The sequence below is a fragment of the Nocardioides sp. genome (genome assembly GCA_037045645.1).
Taxonomy (GTDB): domain Bacteria; phylum Actinomycetota; class Actinomycetes; order Propionibacteriales; family Nocardioidaceae; genus Nocardioides.
This window is the reverse complement of record JBAOIH010000011.1, coordinates 109,171-123,496: the sequence shown is the minus strand read 5'-3', so window position 1 is coordinate 123,496 and position 14,326 is coordinate 109,171. Positions and strand designations below refer to the sequence as shown.

General features: G+C 66.7%; 21 protein-coding genes and 3 tRNA genes. 15 read left to right on the top strand and 9 right to left on the bottom strand.

Going from position 1 to position 14,326, the window contains the following annotated elements; all coding sequences use genetic code 11:
• The first annotated feature begins 10 nt into the window (after positions 1-10).
• Together V9G04_18630 and V9G04_18625 are read left to right on the top strand one after the other, a co-directional pair.
• The gene (locus tag V9G04_18630) at positions 11-595 is read left to right on the top strand and encodes a hypothetical protein (protein ID MEI2715245.1); all 585 of its coding nucleotides are present in this window, start codon (positions 11-13) and stop codon (positions 593-595) included.
• Between the two features lie 9 nt (positions 596-604).
• Positions 605-1,216, top strand: coding sequence for a hypothetical protein (locus V9G04_18625; protein ID MEI2715244.1), 612 nt, complete (start codon positions 605-607; stop codon positions 1,214-1,216).
• Here the strand turns inward: V9G04_18625 and V9G04_18620 are convergent.
• From V9G04_18620 to V9G04_18605, 4 genes are read right to left on the bottom strand one after another with little or no spacing between them, the layout of a single operon-like run.
• Positions 1,213-1,842, bottom strand: coding sequence for a bacterial proteasome activator family protein (locus V9G04_18620; protein ID MEI2715243.1), 630 nt, complete (start codon positions 1,840-1,842; stop codon positions 1,213-1,215). The genes V9G04_18625 and V9G04_18620 overlap by 4 nt on opposite strands.
• Before the next feature lie 10 nt (positions 1,843-1,852).
• Positions 1,853-2,836, bottom strand: a complete 984-nt coding sequence (locus V9G04_18615) for an NAD(P)H-quinone oxidoreductase (protein ID MEI2715242.1) — start codon at positions 2,834-2,836, stop codon at positions 1,853-1,855.
• Between the two features lie 4 nt (positions 2,837-2,840).
• Positions 2,841-3,167, bottom strand: coding sequence for a DUF6457 domain-containing protein (locus tag V9G04_18610; protein MEI2715241.1), 327 nt, complete (start codon positions 3,165-3,167; stop codon positions 2,841-2,843).
• A gap of 48 nt (positions 3,168-3,215) precedes the next feature.
• On the bottom strand, positions 3,216-3,770 hold the full coding sequence (locus V9G04_18605) for an NTP transferase domain-containing protein (GenBank protein MEI2715240.1): 555 nt from the start codon (positions 3,768-3,770) through the stop codon (positions 3,216-3,218).
• 25 nt (positions 3,771-3,795) lie between these two features.
• Here V9G04_18605 and V9G04_18600 point away from each other — a divergent pair, with 25 nt between their 5' ends.
• From V9G04_18600 to V9G04_18580, 5 genes are all read left to right on the top strand, one after another.
• Positions 3,796-4,566: a carbon-nitrogen hydrolase family protein gene (locus tag V9G04_18600; protein ID MEI2715239.1), complete on the top strand. Its 771-nt coding sequence runs from the start codon at positions 3,796-3,798 to the stop codon at positions 4,564-4,566.
• A 12-nt stretch (positions 4,567-4,578) separates the two neighbouring features.
• Positions 4,579-5,661: a hypothetical protein gene (locus V9G04_18595; GenBank protein ID MEI2715238.1), complete on the top strand. Its 1,083-nt coding sequence runs from the start codon at positions 4,579-4,581 to the stop codon at positions 5,659-5,661.
• A 61-nt stretch (positions 5,662-5,722) separates the two neighbouring features.
• Complete coding sequence (locus V9G04_18590; protein ID MEI2715237.1) at positions 5,723-5,938, top strand: biotin/lipoyl-binding carrier protein; 216 nt, start codon at positions 5,723-5,725, stop codon at positions 5,936-5,938.
• A gap of 59 nt (positions 5,939-5,997) precedes the next feature.
• The gene (locus tag V9G04_18585) at positions 5,998-6,786 is read left to right on the top strand and encodes a hypothetical protein (GenBank protein MEI2715236.1); all 789 of its coding nucleotides are present in this window, start codon (positions 5,998-6,000) and stop codon (positions 6,784-6,786) included.
• A gap of 143 nt (positions 6,787-6,929) precedes the next feature.
• On the top strand, positions 6,930-7,298 hold the full coding sequence (locus tag V9G04_18580) for a hypothetical protein (protein MEI2715235.1): 369 nt from the start codon (positions 6,930-6,932) through the stop codon (positions 7,296-7,298).
• A 4-nt stretch (positions 7,299-7,302) separates the two neighbouring features.
• On the opposite strand, the gene V9G04_18575 is transcribed toward V9G04_18580, so the two are convergent.
• Positions 7,303-7,390: transfer RNA gene (locus tag V9G04_18575), tRNA-Ser, on the bottom strand.
• 64 nt (positions 7,391-7,454) lie between these two features.
• Between V9G04_18575 and V9G04_18570 the strand changes: the two genes are divergently transcribed.
• The 3 genes from V9G04_18570 to V9G04_18560 all read left to right on the top strand — a co-directional run bounded on the left by V9G04_18570 (position 7,455) and on the right by V9G04_18560 (position 8,217).
• Positions 7,455-7,889: a hypothetical protein gene (locus V9G04_18570; GenBank protein MEI2715234.1), complete on the top strand. Its 435-nt coding sequence runs from the start codon at positions 7,455-7,457 to the stop codon at positions 7,887-7,889.
• Between the two features lie 64 nt (positions 7,890-7,953).
• A tRNA-Ser gene (locus V9G04_18565) sits at positions 7,954-8,045 on the top strand.
• A 99-nt stretch (positions 8,046-8,144) separates the two neighbouring features.
• Positions 8,145-8,217: transfer RNA gene (locus tag V9G04_18560), tRNA-Arg, on the top strand.
• A gap of 560 nt (positions 8,218-8,777) precedes the next feature.
• Here V9G04_18560 and V9G04_18555 read toward each other — a convergent pair.
• On the bottom strand, positions 8,778-9,302 hold the full coding sequence (locus V9G04_18555) for a TetR/AcrR family transcriptional regulator (GenBank protein MEI2715233.1): 525 nt from the start codon (positions 9,300-9,302) through the stop codon (positions 8,778-8,780).
• Positions 9,303-9,497: 195 nt separating this feature from the next.
• Here V9G04_18555 and V9G04_18550 point away from each other — a divergent pair, with 195 nt between their 5' ends.
• Positions 9,498-10,220 (top strand): hypothetical protein, encoded by a 723-nt coding sequence (locus tag V9G04_18550; protein MEI2715232.1) that lies wholly within the window; start codon positions 9,498-9,500, stop codon positions 10,218-10,220.
• A 265-nt stretch (positions 10,221-10,485) separates the two neighbouring features.
• On the opposite strand, the gene V9G04_18545 is transcribed toward V9G04_18550, so the two are convergent.
• Positions 10,486-10,968: an MFS transporter gene (locus V9G04_18545; GenBank protein ID MEI2715231.1), complete on the bottom strand. Its 483-nt coding sequence runs from the start codon at positions 10,966-10,968 to the stop codon at positions 10,486-10,488.
• A 129-nt stretch (positions 10,969-11,097) separates the two neighbouring features.
• Here V9G04_18545 and V9G04_18540 point away from each other — a divergent pair, with 129 nt between their 5' ends.
• The 4 genes from V9G04_18540 (at position 11,098) to V9G04_18525 (ending at position 12,865) form a co-directional block, all read left to right on the top strand.
• Positions 11,098-11,307, top strand: a complete 210-nt coding sequence (locus V9G04_18540) for a hypothetical protein (protein MEI2715230.1) — start codon at positions 11,098-11,100, stop codon at positions 11,305-11,307.
• A 34-nt stretch (positions 11,308-11,341) separates the two neighbouring features.
• Positions 11,342-11,824, top strand: a complete 483-nt coding sequence (locus V9G04_18535; GenBank protein MEI2715229.1) for a hypothetical protein — start codon at positions 11,342-11,344, stop codon at positions 11,822-11,824.
• A 232-nt stretch (positions 11,825-12,056) separates the two neighbouring features.
• A complete protein-coding gene (locus V9G04_18530; protein ID MEI2715228.1) occupies positions 12,057-12,491 on the top strand; it encodes a hypothetical protein in 435 nt (144 codons plus the stop codon).
• Between the two features lie 203 nt (positions 12,492-12,694).
• Positions 12,695-12,865, top strand: a complete 171-nt coding sequence (locus V9G04_18525) for an addiction module protein (protein MEI2715227.1) — start codon at positions 12,695-12,697, stop codon at positions 12,863-12,865.
• Here V9G04_18525 and V9G04_18520 read toward each other — a convergent pair.
• Positions 12,834-13,268, bottom strand: a complete 435-nt coding sequence (locus tag V9G04_18520) for a PIN domain-containing protein (protein ID MEI2715226.1) — start codon at positions 13,266-13,268, stop codon at positions 12,834-12,836. The two genes, V9G04_18525 and V9G04_18520, sit on opposite strands and share 32 nt — an antisense overlap.
• Positions 13,265-13,492 (bottom strand): hypothetical protein, encoded by a 228-nt coding sequence (locus tag V9G04_18515; protein ID MEI2715225.1) that lies wholly within the window; start codon positions 13,490-13,492, stop codon positions 13,265-13,267. Before V9G04_18515 ends, V9G04_18520 begins: the two co-directional genes overlap by 4 nt.
• Positions 13,493-14,326: the final 834 nt, after the last annotated feature.

The window sequence follows — 14,326 nt, the reverse complement described above, 5'->3', positions numbered from 1 at the left end:
GAGGAAAGCGATGCGCCGACTGCTCGCCCTGCTGCTGTTCGCCGGCACGCTGGTGCTCTGGACGCCCGGTGTGTCGTACGCCTGCTCATGTGCCGAGGTCACCACTGTCAAGGAGCGTGTACGCCTGGCCGACGCGGTCTTCGTCGGCACCGTCAGTGACACCCGCGAGGCCGACGATCGGGTGCGCTATCTGGTCGAGGTGGGGGAGGACTTCGGTCAGCAATTGCCCAAGAGGGTGATCGTGACCAGCCAGGGGTCCGATGCCATGTGCGGGCTGCCGAGGGTGGAGCAGTCCACCGAGCGGATCTGGTTCACCGAGATCCGCGGTCAGCGGCTCGACACCAACCTGTGCCTGGACGCCCAGAGTTTCGCCCCCGTCACCGTCGAGCAGGTTGCGGCCGCGATCGGGCCGGAGCCCCCGAGCCTGGCCGGGAAGGTGAAGGGCACGGACCACCTCTCACTCCAACTTCCCACCTGGAAGCGCTGGGCCAGCCTGATCTATGCCCTGGTGCTCACAGGTGGCCTGGTGGTCTTCGTCGTCGGTCACCGTTATCGGGCTCGGCGCGCGCGCCGGCAGCAGCCGCCGACCGTCTAGGCTTCCGGGGTGTTTCGACGGACCTTCGCCGCGCGCGCTGCGGCCCTCTCGCTGGGCGCAGCGCTGGTGCTGCCCACCACTGGGTTGGTGGCCGGCACGGCTGGAGCCTCGGTGCGCCCCAACGGGTGCCTGGTCTCTGCCGACGTCAAGGACTCGGTCGCCTGGGCCGACGTCGTGTTCCGGGGCAAGGTGCAGTCGACCACGCGCGAGAAGCGCCGCTTTGTGTATCTCGTACACGTCGACCACGTGTGGAAGCGTGACTCGGTGCTGCCCGACACCGCGCGGGTGCAGTCCCCGACCCCGAACGTGTCCGGTTGCAGCCTCGGCCGGCTGGAGGCAGGCGACGACATGGTCTTCCTGGCTCGTGCCAAGGGTTCGCTCTTCGAGTCGGACCTGAGCCGCGGCACCGCGCCGTCCGGCACCGACCTGGTCAATGACATCGAGGGCGAGTTAGGGCCTGGTACGTCGCGCAACGGGAGCGGGACGGCGCCGACCGCCGAACTGACCAAGGTCGAGACCGTCGCCCCGCGCGCGGTCTCGCGTCTCACGGCACCCGGCGCGGCTCTCGTACTGCTCGGCTTGCTGGGCCTGGTCGGTATCGGGTTCGCCAAACGCCGTTAGAGGTACATCCCTCCGCCCTCGCCACCCGGGTTCACCGGAGGCATCGGGCCGGGCGCGGCCGGCTGCTCGCCGCCTTGTTGCGGGCCGCCCATGCCCATCGGCAGTGAGCGGCGCATCTGCTCCAACTGCGCACGCGCGGCGACCTGTTGGGCGTAGATCGCGGTCTGGATGCCGTGGAAGAGACCCTCCAGCCAGCCGACGAGTTGCGCCTGGGCGATGCGCAGCTCTGACTCGCTCGGCACGCCGTCCTCGGTGAAGGGCAGTGAGAGTCGCTCCAGCTCATCGATCAGCTCGGGAGCCAGCCCCGATTCGAGTTCCTTGATCGACGCCGCGTGGATTTCCTTGAGGCGAGCGCGACTGGCCTCGTCGAGCGGCGCCGACTTCACCTCTTCGAGCAACTGGCGGATCATCGAGCCGATCCGCATCACCTTGGCGGGCTGCTCGACCAACTGCGTGATGTGGGCGGAGTCATCGTCACCGTCGTCACCGCGGTCGTCGTCCGAAGCCTCCTGGATCTGCAGGGCGCTGGCCGGCACTTGTGCGATCGGCTGCCCATCGGGGCCGATGATGGTGACGGTCTCCTCGGCGGGCGCCTGTCCGGTGCCCTCGGTCGGCTGCTCAGTCATGCGCCCAACACTAGGCGCTGGTCGTGAGCACGATCTTCCCGGTGTTCTCGCCACCCTCGAGCCGACGGTGCGCCTCGGCGGCGTCCGCGAGGTCGTAGGTCGCGCTGACCTGGGTACGGATCCGGCCCTGCTCGACCAACGGCCAGACGTGCTCTCGTACGGCCGCACAGATCGCCGACTTCTCCTCCGTCGGGCGCGCCCGCAGCGAAGTCGCGATCACGGCCGCGCGTCGCTTGAGCAGCGCCGAGATGTCGAGTTCGCCCTTGATGCCGCCCTGCATGCCGATGATGACCAACCGTCCGGAGGTGGCCAGCGACTCGACGTTGCGCGGGAGATATTTCGCGCCCATGTTGTCGAGGATGACGTCGACGCCTCGGCCGTCGGTGACGCGGGACACCTCCTCGACGAAGTCCTGCTCCCGGTAGTTGAGTGCCATGTCCGCTCCGAGTTCGCGGCACAACGCGAGCTTTTCGGGTGAACCTGCGGTGGTGAGCACCCTGGCGCCGTACGCCTTGGCGAGTTGGATCGCGAACGTCCCGATCCCGCCTGCGCCGCCATGGACGAGGAAGTCGTCGCCGGGCTGCAGGTTGGCGATCATGAAGACGTTGGACCAGACCGTCGCGGCGACCTCGGGCAGGGACGCGGCCGTGATCAGGTCGACGCCGTCGGGAATCGCAAGGAGTTGGCCCGCGGGGACGACGACCTGGGTCGCATAGCCACCGCCCGCCAGGAGGGCGCAGGCATCGTCGCCCACCGACCACTCCGACACGTCTTCTCCGACTGCGGCCACCCGGCCGCTGCACTCCAGGCCCAGCACGTCCGAGACCCCTGGCGGCGGTGGATAGAAGCCTTGGCGTTGCAGCAGGTCGGCTCGGTTGACGGCAGTCGCCACGACGTCGAGCAGCACCTCGCCCGGTCCGGGCTCGAGATCGTCGACCTCGCGAAGCTCCAGGACCTCGGGACCACCCGGCTCGCGGGCGAAGACGGCGCGCACGGGCTCAGTCGTCCTCGAACTTGTCGCCCGAATGGTCGACCCCTCGGTCGTCCGGCACCTCGTCGGTGACGTCATCGGGGTCGGCGGCGTCCGCCGGACGGTCCCATTGCGCCGCGAGCGCGCTGGCCTTGGCAGCCAGGGCCTCGGTCTGCACCTCGTCGGCGTCCTGCTGTCCGGCGGCGAACCCGAGGAGGAACGTGGTGATCGGCGCGGCCTTGCGCTCGACCTGATGCGCGGCATCGCGCGCGAGGTCGAGGACCAACGCCTCGTCGACCTCCGTTTCGATGTCGAGGGCGTCCATCAGCTCATCGATCCAGTCATGGAGATTCACGACTCCAAACCTAACGTCGACCCGCGTGTTGTGGGGCGCCCAGCCGGGTCACTGGGGGACATCGGCCCAGTTATCCACGTCGTGCACCTCGTCGGACGACGCGGGCACCGCCACCAGATCCAGGTCACGCAGCAGTCGGAAGAACGGCAGGCCGTGACGAGCGGCCGGGCCAGGATCGACCCGGCGCAACGCCGAGGAAGCGAGTACGCCCGCGAGCGCCCGCCGGCCATCCGGCCCGATCAACCAGGCGCCGTCGCGGGCAGCCGCGGCGAGCAGGCGGCTCACAGTGCCCGAGGTGACGTACGGCATGTCCACCGCGAGCACCACCACCCACTCGGGTGATCCCTCGACTGCCTCAAGTCCGGCCAGCAACCCGGCCGCAGGCCCGCCGAGCACGGGTGACTCGCGCGTGAAACGTACGACTCGCGACGTCGGGGTCTGCCCGCCCACCACCACGACTGACGAGCAACACGCCGTCGCCGTGAGGGCTCGCTCCAACAGCGTGCTCCCCGCGATCTCCAGCGCTGCCTTGTCGGTGCCGCCCAGCCGCGCGCCGGTCCCCCCGGTGAGGATGATCGCGACGGGCGCGGGCTCGACAGGCATGGGCTGAGTATCCCAAGGTGTTCTCGTGAGCGAATCCGAACTCAAGGTGGCGCTCGTCCAGGCCGCATCCTCTCTCGAGCCCCGGGAAAACCGAGAGGCGCTCGCCACCTTGACCCCGACGGGCGTCGACCTGGTCGTCTTCCCCGAGGTGTTCCAGCGTGATTTCGGCCAACCCGGCAGCGATGTCGGACCGTACGCCGAGACGCCTGCCGGCGAGTTCGCGACGACGGTGGCCCAGACGGCGAGCGCGAAGCAGACCACGATCGTGGCCGGGATGTTCGAGCGTTCGGATGACGCGCACCGGCCGTACAACACCTTGATTGCCAAGGGCGCCGTCGACGAGCGCTATCGCAAGGTGCACCTGTACGACTCCTTCGGCTTCAAGGAGTCCGACAGCCTGCGCCGCGCCGAGATCGACCCCGTGGTCTTCGACCTCCAGGGCTTCCGGGTCGGCCTGATGACCTGTTATGACCTGCGCTTCCCGGAGTACGCCCGACTCCTGGTCGAGCAGGACGCCGAGGTGCTCGTACTTCCAGCCGCGTGGGTGGCCGGTGAGCGCAAGGTCGACCACTGGCGCACGCTGTTGCGTGCTCGCGCGATCGAGAACACCTGTTATGTCGTGGCGGTCGGCCAGCCCGGGCCGCGCTATTGCGGCCATTCGAGCGTGATCGCGCCCAACGGTGACGTGGTCGTGGAAGCCGGGGCCGATGCCGAAACGCTGACGGCCACGCTGAGCCGCGACCTGCTCGACGAGACCAGACGTACGAATCCGTCGTTGCTGAACCGCCGGTTATAGGCTGCACGCCCTATGTCCAACCCCACCCCTTCGAGTACGCGTGGCGGCCGTCGCGCCGCGCCGCGTACACGCAACATCAGGCAGCGGCGGGCGTCGCCGGTCGTGGGTCGGCCGGGTGAACGCACCGGGCGCGGGTTGCTGTTGTGGCTGCTGGCCGTCCTGGCGGGCGTCGCGGCCGTCGGTGCGGCCGCTCTCGGCGATGCCCCGGCCGTGCTCGGGGGCATCGGCGCGATCGTGGTCAGTGGCGCGTACACCTGGGCGCTGGCCGCGCGGACGGGTGGTCGCCCGGCGATCTTCGGCGCGCTCGCGGTCGCGCTGGGCGCCATGACGCTGATCGTGGACACCAACGCGCTGCGTGCCGGAGCCGCGGTGATGACCGTGGTCGCCGCCGCCGTGCTGTCCGTCGTAGCGACGGTGCCCGCGGTGACCACGCCTCGCGCAATCGGTGAGGCCGCGATCGCGGTATGCCTGGCGGTCGCGGGATCTGTCGCGGCAGTGGGGTACGAACCCGAGATCTCACCGACCAGGTTCACCTACGTCACCCTCGGGCTCTCTCTGGCGCTCGTGTTGGTGCTCGTCTGGCGCCTCGGCGCGGGCTGGCACGGCCTGGGACGACGCGGCCTGGTGATGGTGCTGGTGGGTTCGGCGGCGCTCGCGGTGCTAGTCACGTACGGCGAACTCTTCCGCCGCTACGGCACCTCCGACCTGGTCGACCAGGTCTTCGCGGGCCGGGACTGGGCGCGCGAGAATCTCGGCGGCGCGCCGCGTCCGCTGCAGTCACTGCTCGGCATCCCCGCTCTCGTCTGGGGTACGCACATGCGCGCGCGTCGCAGGCAGGGATGGTGGGTGTGTGCGTTCGGTGTCGCCGGCACTGCGTCGATCGCACCGCTGCTCGCCGAGTCGGGGATGGGCCTGACCGAACTCCTCATCACCGAGACCGGGGGCCTGCTGATCGGCGGGGTGATCGGCGCGGTCACGATCGCGATCGACGTGGCGCTCACCGGCGGTCGGGTGTCGTCGGGCAAACGGTCACGCCGCTCGGCGGGTGTCGATGCCGTACGCCCCGAGCCCGCGCGCACCAGCCCTCTTCTGTGAGTCCGGTTCTCTTCAGCCCGGCGTTTCGACTACGCGGCGGTAACCCCTAACGTCGGGAGACGTGGCAGAACGCATCCTGGCCGAGATGGTGGCCAACGTCCTCAGTGTGGCCGTCGCGCCCGGCGACGTGGTCGCCCCCGGCGAGACGGTGATGCTGCTGGAGTCGATGAAGATGGAGATCCCCGTCATCGCCGAACACGGCGGCACCGTGGAGTCGATCGGCGTGGATCCCGGCGAGGTCGTCCAGGAGGGCGACATCCTGGTCGTCCTCACCTGACGAACCGGCCTCGACGACTCTGCGTCACACTGTGCTCACGTCGCGTCAGGAGCCTTGAGTTGAAACGCACGATTGCCGCCATCTGCATGGTCCTGCTCGCATCGCTTGCGACTGTTGCGCCACCCGCGGTGGCCGACCCGCCTCCGCAGACAGTCGAGCTGGGACAGAAGTTCACGGTGCGCACGGGTGAACCCGCGACCGTACGTTTCCAGGGCCGAGCAGGACAACGACTCGTACTCTCCTCCTTCCTCGCCACCTGCGACCTGAAGCGACTTTCGCTCACTCGACACGGCACGACGGTGCCGATGAACCGTGCGCGCTTTTGGCGACTCCCCGCGACGGGCACCTACACGCTGCGTGCCGGTCACGACTGCGAAGGCGTGAGCCCGGGCGGCGCGTACTACGACATCGACCAGGCGTACGCCTTGCGCGAACTCGTCATCACCAGGCAATCGCTGCCCGGCAAGATCGTGATGTCGCAGACGCGTACCAGAGTCTTCGCGGCGAAGGTCAGACTCGGCCGTACGCCGATCAAGTTGGGCCGCTCGATCAGTGACTACGGTCCTGTTCAGGTGCTACGCCTTGGCGGCACCCGGGCCAAGGCCGCTGAGCTCCCCCACGAGATGCAGGCCGCGGATGCTGCGGGCGGGCGACTCCTTGCAGTGGTGCCCTCGGTTCAAGGCAGGCTCGCGCTATCTGCTGGTCGGCGACGAGTCGGTGCGGACGTGGACCTACGACGTGCACAACGTGACGCTCGACCAGGTGGGAGTCAGGAGCGAGTCGACGTCACCGCAGTTGGTGCAGTTCACCGCCGGGGCGGGCACGTTGGTCCACCTGGAGACCAGTAACGTGTTGCAAGGACGCGGTTCGGGCGTGGTGCTGCGTACGCGCTGGGGCAAGACCATGCAGCCCAAGTTGGACATGCCCGGCATGGGGCTGTTCCTGTGGCGCCTGGAGAAGCCGGGGACGTACGCCTTCGAGCTCCCCGCGAGTGCGCAAGCCGGAAGAAGGCATCTTCGCACTCTCCGTCACGACGGCGCGCAGTGTGGATCTGGAGCCAGGCGTGACCACGACGATCCCCTTCGGCGGGCGCAAGTGGACGGCCGCGCTGATGGACTCGGAGATGCCTGGTTTCCAGGCGACTTTCACGGTCTCGGCGATCTCAGGGGTGACCCCGGCGCAGGCAGACGGGTGGATCGTCCGGAGTGTTTCGGGCGGCACGCCGAAGCCGTTCCTGACCGAGCTGGGAACGAGTCGCACGTTCTTCTACCCAGAGGGTTTGGTGTTGATGCCGGGGCCTAGCAGGGCGGTCGGCACGATGGACGTACGCCTCGACGTCACGCCGTGGTCGTCGCCATGACGGGTGGCGGAGGAGGCGGGATTCGAACCCGCGGTAGGTCTCCCTACGACCGCTTTCAAGGCGGTTCCGATCGGCCGCTCCGGCACTCCTCCTGATCAACCCCGTCTCGGGGGATGCGGCCCCGAGTCTAGACACAACGTTTCCTAGACTGCGGGGGTGCCAGACACTACCTACCGGCTCGCCAAGCACATCGTCGCCAAGATCGTCGGCCTCTCGCTTGCGTTGGTGGGCGTACTCATGGTCGTGCTGACCCTGGTCGCGGCGTTCGCTCGGTTCCGCCCGCAGGTGCTGGTGCTGGTGGGGTTGCTCGGCTTGGTCATCGTGATCGGTGTCGCGGCGTACGCCGGCCGCGGCCTCACGCTCGTACGCTTCGACGACGTGGGCTATCGCGTGCGTACGCGCCGGGGCTCCGGTGTGCGCTCGGCTCGCTGGGCCGACGTCAAGGACGCCGTGACCGCCGAGGTCGACGGCGTGCCCTGCGTGGTGATCCGCTTGCGCGACGGTCGGTCCACGACGATCCCGGTCGAGTTGCTCGACGGCGACCGCAACGAGTTCGTGCATGACCTGCGCTCGCGCCTGCACGCACGCTGATTCGTACTCGGGGCCGGATTCGTCAGCGCCGCGACTGGACGGGTAACCTCGTGTCCGCTGTCGGGGAGGCGTCGCCTAGTCCGGTCTATGGCGCCCGCCTGCTAAGCGGGTTGAGGGTCAAACCTCTCGCGGGTTCAAATCCCGCCGCCTCCGCCAGCCACCGGCCCCGGCTCTTCGGAGTAGGGGCCGGTCCCGATTTCGGTCGGCGTCGGCCGGTCGGCTATCCTCGTGCAGTCCACTCGCGAGAGTGGGCGGGCGCCTGTAGCTCAACGGATAGAGCATCTGACTACGGATCAGAAGGTTTGGGGTTCGAATCCCTACAGGCGCGCAAATCTCGACACTGTGACCCCGGCCGACCTGCAGGTTTGCCGGGGTCTGTTGTCGTTCCGGGGGTCGAGGATTCGATCGATTCGTCATTTACCCGTCATTTTGGAAGTTCTTTTCAGGCGCCTGGTCGGGTGAGCTCGGGTTGTTGTGGACTGTCACCGAGTGGTGCGGAGCCCGAGAATCCGAACGGGCTGAGGGGTTGACCGCCCCGCGGCCGTGGCGGATGGTGGAGGGACAACAGCGGCAACAGCTCCCACCTGGCGGCCCCGCCGAATCGGCGGCACCGGCATGACCAACAAGGATCAGTCCGGTGCTCTAGGGAAGCCTGATGGTCCCGGCGAATCGCCGGAACCGTGAGACCAGCGGTGGTGGCGAATCGGCCCCACCGTAGGCCCCGCTGATGTCGGATCCACCCAGAACGGTGGTGAGGAACCCTCACCACGCGCCCCTCGCGGCCTCGACGGTTCAGGTTGTCCACCGCGGTCGTGAGCGTCCGCTCGATGAGGGAGTTGGGAAGAACAGACCCTTTGGAGGTGGTGCGCTCAATGGTGTTGCTGGAGTTCAGGGAGACGGAGTCGGTCCGACGCGGAGCGCCGCCAACTGCTTCAGGTAAGCCTCGTCCACGACTTGGCCCACGATCAGCTTGCGCAGGTAGAGCGGTCCGAAGATGGCTTCGAGGAGCCCCCGCGCGTTGGTCCCGGCTGGTAGTTCATCTCGACCGATGGCCCGTTCCACGATCACGGACGCTCGCTTGAAACGGTGGTCCCAGAAGGTCCTGAGCGTGGCACGCATCGACTCGTCATCGCGCGCCCCTGAGATTGACGCACCGAGCACTGCACGTACTGCTGGGAGATCGAGCAGGTCAGAGATCTCGCGTAGAAGGATCTCCATGTCCTGAGTCAGGGAACCCGTGTCCGGCGTGGGGGCCTCCGAGGCGGTCAGGTCGGTGAACAGCTCCGCCAGCAGATCGAGCTTGGTGGGCCACCGGCGGTAGACGGTCGTCTTGTTCACTCCCGCTCGGGCCGCGACGTCGGGGAAGCTGAAATCGGTCGTAGCCCACTTCCTCGAGCAGCGTGAACGTTGCATGGCGAACCGCCGCTCGCACGACCGCGGCGCGCCCCCCAGGGCGACGGCGGGCCTCGCGGTTCTGGTTGCTGGCTGGCGGCACGGCGTGGAGACTCCGGGAGGCGAGATTGTGTCGTAGGACTTCTACACCCTAGTTTAACGGCGCTAGTGCAACTCCAGTTGCACTAGGCGCGTTGATCCAGGAAGAGAGACACCATGCGCAGATTCAGTCAGAAGGTCCGGGATCAGCGGCTGGCAGCGCGTGAAGCGCTTGCCAGATCCGGCGATCTGGCCTTCAAACCGGTCTCCTCGGCGAAGTGGACCAACATCTCCATTTCGCCACGCGGCGCGATGAGGGTTCAGATCGAGCATGACGACATTGCGGGAGCAACTCCGCAGATGATGCGGTGGTGGTTTGAGAACATGGCAGGGACGACCACGTGGAACGGCGTGGACTTCACCGGCCCCGAGATCTCGTTCTATCACCTGTGGCACCATCGCGACCACATTGCGGTCACGCCTCTCACATCGGCACCGAGCGGCCCCCCGAACAAGGGCTTCCAGGTGGGAGCGCTGAGTCGCATTGACGAACAGTTCAACGATTTCGGCTATCGCGTGCACCAAGTGATGCGTACGGTTCGTCTCGACGACGAGGAGTTCACCTTCGAGATCTTGACGATCGGGGGTCTCGTCGGGGGACGCATCACGCACCGGTATGCACCCGTGCCCGGGGGTGTGAGCTTCCATTGCGAGACGCTCATCGACCTACAGGTCCCACTGCTCGGGCCGGTGCTCAACTGGCTGCTGCGTCCCTTCCTCTACTCGCGCAGGACTGCTCATCAGTGGATCCGCCACAACATCGAAGAGACCGGACGAACGGAGCAGGTTGTTCCCCCGATCTATGCAGCTGCGCGCGAGTCAGGCATCAGCATGCCGTAGCAGCAGCGCCACACCCAGTGGGACGACTGCGGCTGCGAGGACAGCGAAGGCCACGACTGCCGGCACGACATCGACGATCAGGAGTAACGCTCGGATAGCGACAACCGGGACCGTGGTGCCGACGTACGCGGCCACGAACAGTGCCGCAAGCGTTTCTCCCCGTCGATCTGGTGGGGCAAGGTTTGCGACAGTCGCCAGGCGGCCCCGAACACTGCGCCGTTGCCGGCACTGGCAAGAAACCCGCCCACGGTCAGCGCCAGTCCGATCAGCAGCACGCCGCCAAAGAAGGCGTACGGAAAGACGAGTGGAATCGGCGCGTTGGAAGAACGCCAGCGACGGCCGGCCCCACGGCGAGCCCGCCCAGGTTGCCCACATTCGCGGCCGCGTGGGCCACCGCCGGATCTCCCTGTGGGCGCCACCGCGCATGCAACTCCGGAAGAGCTGCAGCGGCAGTGGTCGAAAATGCCGCGACGCCCAGACCCGACAGGAAGCGGAGGAAGAGCAAAGAGCCCGTGTCTGCCAGGAACATGAACATCCCCGCGCACGCCACCTCCAGCGCCACGCCGCCCAGCAACGCCTGACGCCGACCAATGCGATCGGAAACGTGCCCCACCAGAAGCAGACCGACGACGACACCGACCGCGTAAGCACCGAACGCCAGCGTGACGGTGAACTCGGCAAAACCGTTTCGCGCCTGATAGAGCCCGTAGAGCGGTGTCGGGACAGTCGCGAAGGCCATCACGAACACGAAGGTCCCAGTGACTGTGACGAATCCTCGACGAGCACGCAGCCGATCCAAGAACGCGTTGCCACGGCCCTCGGTCTCGAAGATGACCCAACTCTCACCTATAGCAACTAGAGTTGCTATAGTAGGGGAATGTTCCCCATCCAGACACACTTCGCCGGCCGACCCGTCACCCGAGAAGCGTTCCTCGCCTGGGAGAACCACTGCATCGACGCCGCATCGAAGAGGCTCGGCACCCACGTGCCGGACGGCGCCGTCCACCTACGCCGCGAAACCTTCCTTGAGCAGAAGCTTCGACCTCGGCGCCACGGAGATCGCCAGGCGGCTCAGACGCGACACTGAGTGGAGTGACCGGATTGCGCTCATCCAGGCAAAGATGAGCGCCCGGCGGAGACTCTCCACCATCGACCTCGTCGCACCGACAGGCACGGCCGAAGAGTTCGAGGAATTCTTTTCCGCCGCCGCCACGGACGAAGCGGCCATGCTGCGAGCCTGCCCCGACCACTACGCCATCCGGATGGGACCGGACGGCCAAGAAGTCCTCGAGACCACTGGTGGCAGCCCCCTGGCCGCCCGATTCGTCATCGACTACGACGACGTCTCCTCTTTGGTCACCCCACCCGATCCAGCCTGGCCCGTGCAGGTCGCCGGAGTTGCCCGCGCGGCTGAAGGCACCGCCATCGGCGGCGTGCGCCATCAATTCCGCACGACCAAACAGGGCTTCGAGGCACGACTGACCGTCGAGTTCCCCTTGCCCACCCTGCCCACCATGGTCCGAGGTCACCGCTGGCACCTCGCATGCGAGTTCTCCAACTGGATCGAGGCCGCGTTCCCCCCGGGATCTCCCAGGGTGCAGTAGCCACGTCCGAACCTTGACGAAAATCCGCTCCGACTCATCGCACTCATCTGTCGCCGAGGGTGCGCGGATCTGCCTATGTGAGTCGCGAGGCCGCAGCAATAGCACACAACATTGAGCGACCGAACGTCGCGGCTGCTCGTGACGGACTGCCGTTCGTGACCGAAGACCTCCTGGGTGCCGCTCGGTCGTTCCTTGACGCGAGGGAAGGCTCATCGAGCGCCGCCTCGCCGTAGTGTTGTTCGACGGCGACGACCCTTCCGGGGTAGTCGACGCCGTCCGGGCTTACCGCAACGCAGACGGGGGATTCGGTCATGGCGTCGAACCCGACAAGCGGTGCCCGGCAAGCCTTCCCATCGACGTGGAGCGTGCTCTCGACATCCTCTTGGAGGTCAGGCGGGGCGGTGGAGTGGAGGACTCCGGCAACCTCGCTGTTGACGAGCTCGTTCGGGGCGCATGTGACTGGCTGGCCTCGGACGCCGCACAAGACGGGGCGGTGTCTCTGGCCTTCCCGATCATCGAGTATTATCCCCGAGCCGCGCACTGGTCGGACTGGACCTACGTCCCCGGGTTGAACCCAACCGCCGGGCTGGCCGGGCGACTGCACCAGTTGGGCGTGACCCATCCGTGGCTGGATCGGGCCACCGACTGGACCTGGCGCACTTGGTAGACCGGCGGCGATCTTCTCCTTCAGCGCATGCGTCGCCGCGGTGGGCGTCGCGCCGCTGGCAGTGACCCCTGGATCGTCAGCAACCGTTCGAGTCCGGGTGGGGTCGGTGTGGTGGTCATGGCCATCAGGTGTGCATGGATCACCACGGAGAAGTCGGGACAGTGCACTCACGCTGTGGAGCGTGAGGCTTCTACATTGGTGACATGGACCAACAGCACGTCGACACGATGTGGGCCGACGAGATCTCGAATCGGGTCGACGACATCCTGAGCGGCCGTGTCGAGACGATTCCTGGCGAGGAGGTCTTTGCTGCGATCGAGGCCCGGTTGGCGGCGCGCGAGGCTAAGCAGGCCCGCCCTCAGGGATCAGGGTGAGCGCACCGACGTGCCGTGGGCGTACCACCGTGAAGTGACGGCGATCCAGGGTGGCAACCTCGGTGACGCCCAATCGCTCAGCCAGGGCAATGACTGAAGCGTCTGTCGTGCCAAGCGGAAGGTCGTCGTAGTGCGTGATCAACTCGGCCATCCGCGCGTAGTCGGAAACAGTGAGATCGATCCCTTCGAGATCCCCTTGCGCAAGCGACCGAATGAAGGCTGCCTCGGCATGGACGCCGCCGAGTTTCTCCAGCATGAAGCCCGTCTCCGCCACGACCGTGGCGGGCACCAGCAGGGGCCGACCCGCAAGTTGAAGGCCAGTGAATAGATCGACGCATGCGCGGTGATCAGGCTGCTTGACGATCGCGGCCGCCACCAACGGGCCGGTGTCGACCAGGATCACAGCGAATCGCGACCGAAGCCTGCACCAGCGAGGAACCCGTCTACATCGCGCGCCACGTTGGCCGGCGCATCCTCACCATCGATGATCCCGAAGAACTCCGGAGGCCACGTGCTGTCGGCCGCAGGGCGTTCCATCCGCCGGCGAACATCCGCAATCGCCAGCGCCACCTGGTCGTCGGGCAGCGCTTCGACGAGTTCGTGCAACTCGTGTCGGTCCGCGGTCATGGGGCCCAGTCTACGTGGATCGCCTGCTTCTGGAGCGATGCTGAGGCGGCGCTGTGGACAGGCCCCGCCGAGGCGGTGGCACACGCGAGTTGTCATTTACTCGTCATAAACCCCCCTCCAAACCACTCCAGAACGACCCAACATCAAACCGGCGGAATCCAGTGTTTGCCCAGGTCAGACAGGGTTTTGAGGTCGCGTGATGAGTCGACAGGAAGTGCCATTTCGGCATCAGAAGGTTTGGGGTTCGAATCCCTACAGGCGCGCAAATCTCGACACTGTGACCCCGGTCGACCTGCAGGTTTGCCGGGGCTGTTGTCGTGCGGGGGTCGAGGATTCGATTGATTCGTCATTTACTCCTCATTTTGGAAGTTCTCCACGGGCGGAGTTGGGTGAGTTCGGGTCATTGTCGACTGTCACCGAGTGGTGCGGAGTCCGAGAATCCGACCGGTCTGAGGGGTTGACCTGCGGTGGTGGCGAATCGCCCCCACCGAGGGTGCTAACTGCTACTAGATCCACCCAGCACGGTGGTGAGGAACCCTCACCACCCGCCCCTCATGGCCGAGGCGATTCAGGTTGTCCATCGTGGTCGTGAGCGTCCGCTCATGGCTCGATGAGAGGAGATGTCCTACTGCGTCGTTACGCTTTCGTTCATGCCGTCATTGCCTCTTGTCGGACGGACAGCAGTCGTCACGGGTGTCAGTCGAAGGCGGGGCATCGGATTCGCGGCGCACGGCTGGGGCGGCCCACTTCTCCTATGAATACGACCACCCTTGACACGCAGAGTGTCCAGTAGGTTCGAGGCGTATTGCGTCAGGTGAATCAGCATTCGTCCCG

Coding starts and splice junctions, on each gene's coding strand:
- V9G04_18550 (MEI2715232.1), top strand. CDS start 9,498: ATGCGCAGATTCAGTCAGAAGGTCCGGGATCAGCGGCTGGCAGCGCGT.
- V9G04_18620 (MEI2715243.1), bottom strand. CDS start 1,842: ATGACTGAGCAGCCGACCGAGGGCACCGGACAGGCGCCCGCCGAGGAG.
- V9G04_18535 (MEI2715229.1), top strand. CDS start 11,342: ATGAGCGCCCGGCGGAGACTCTCCACCATCGACCTCGTCGCACCGACA.
- V9G04_18630 (MEI2715245.1), top strand. CDS start 11: ATGCGCCGACTGCTCGCCCTGCTGCTGTTCGCCGGCACGCTGGTGCTC.
- V9G04_18525 (MEI2715227.1), top strand. CDS start 12,695: ATGGACCAACAGCACGTCGACACGATGTGGGCCGACGAGATCTCGAAT.
- V9G04_18555 (MEI2715233.1), bottom strand. CDS start 9,302: ATGCAACGTTCACGCTGCTCGAGGAAGTGGGCTACGACCGATTTCAGC.
- V9G04_18605 (MEI2715240.1), bottom strand. CDS start 3,770: ATGCCTGTCGAGCCCGCGCCCGTCGCGATCATCCTCACCGGGGGGACC.
- V9G04_18540 (MEI2715230.1), top strand. CDS start 11,098: ATGTTCCCCATCCAGACACACTTCGCCGGCCGACCCGTCACCCGAGAA.
- V9G04_18595 (MEI2715238.1), top strand. CDS start 4,579: ATGTCCAACCCCACCCCTTCGAGTACGCGTGGCGGCCGTCGCGCCGCG.
- V9G04_18515 (MEI2715225.1), bottom strand. CDS start 13,492: ATGACCGCGGACCGACACGAGTTGCACGAACTCGTCGAAGCGCTGCCC.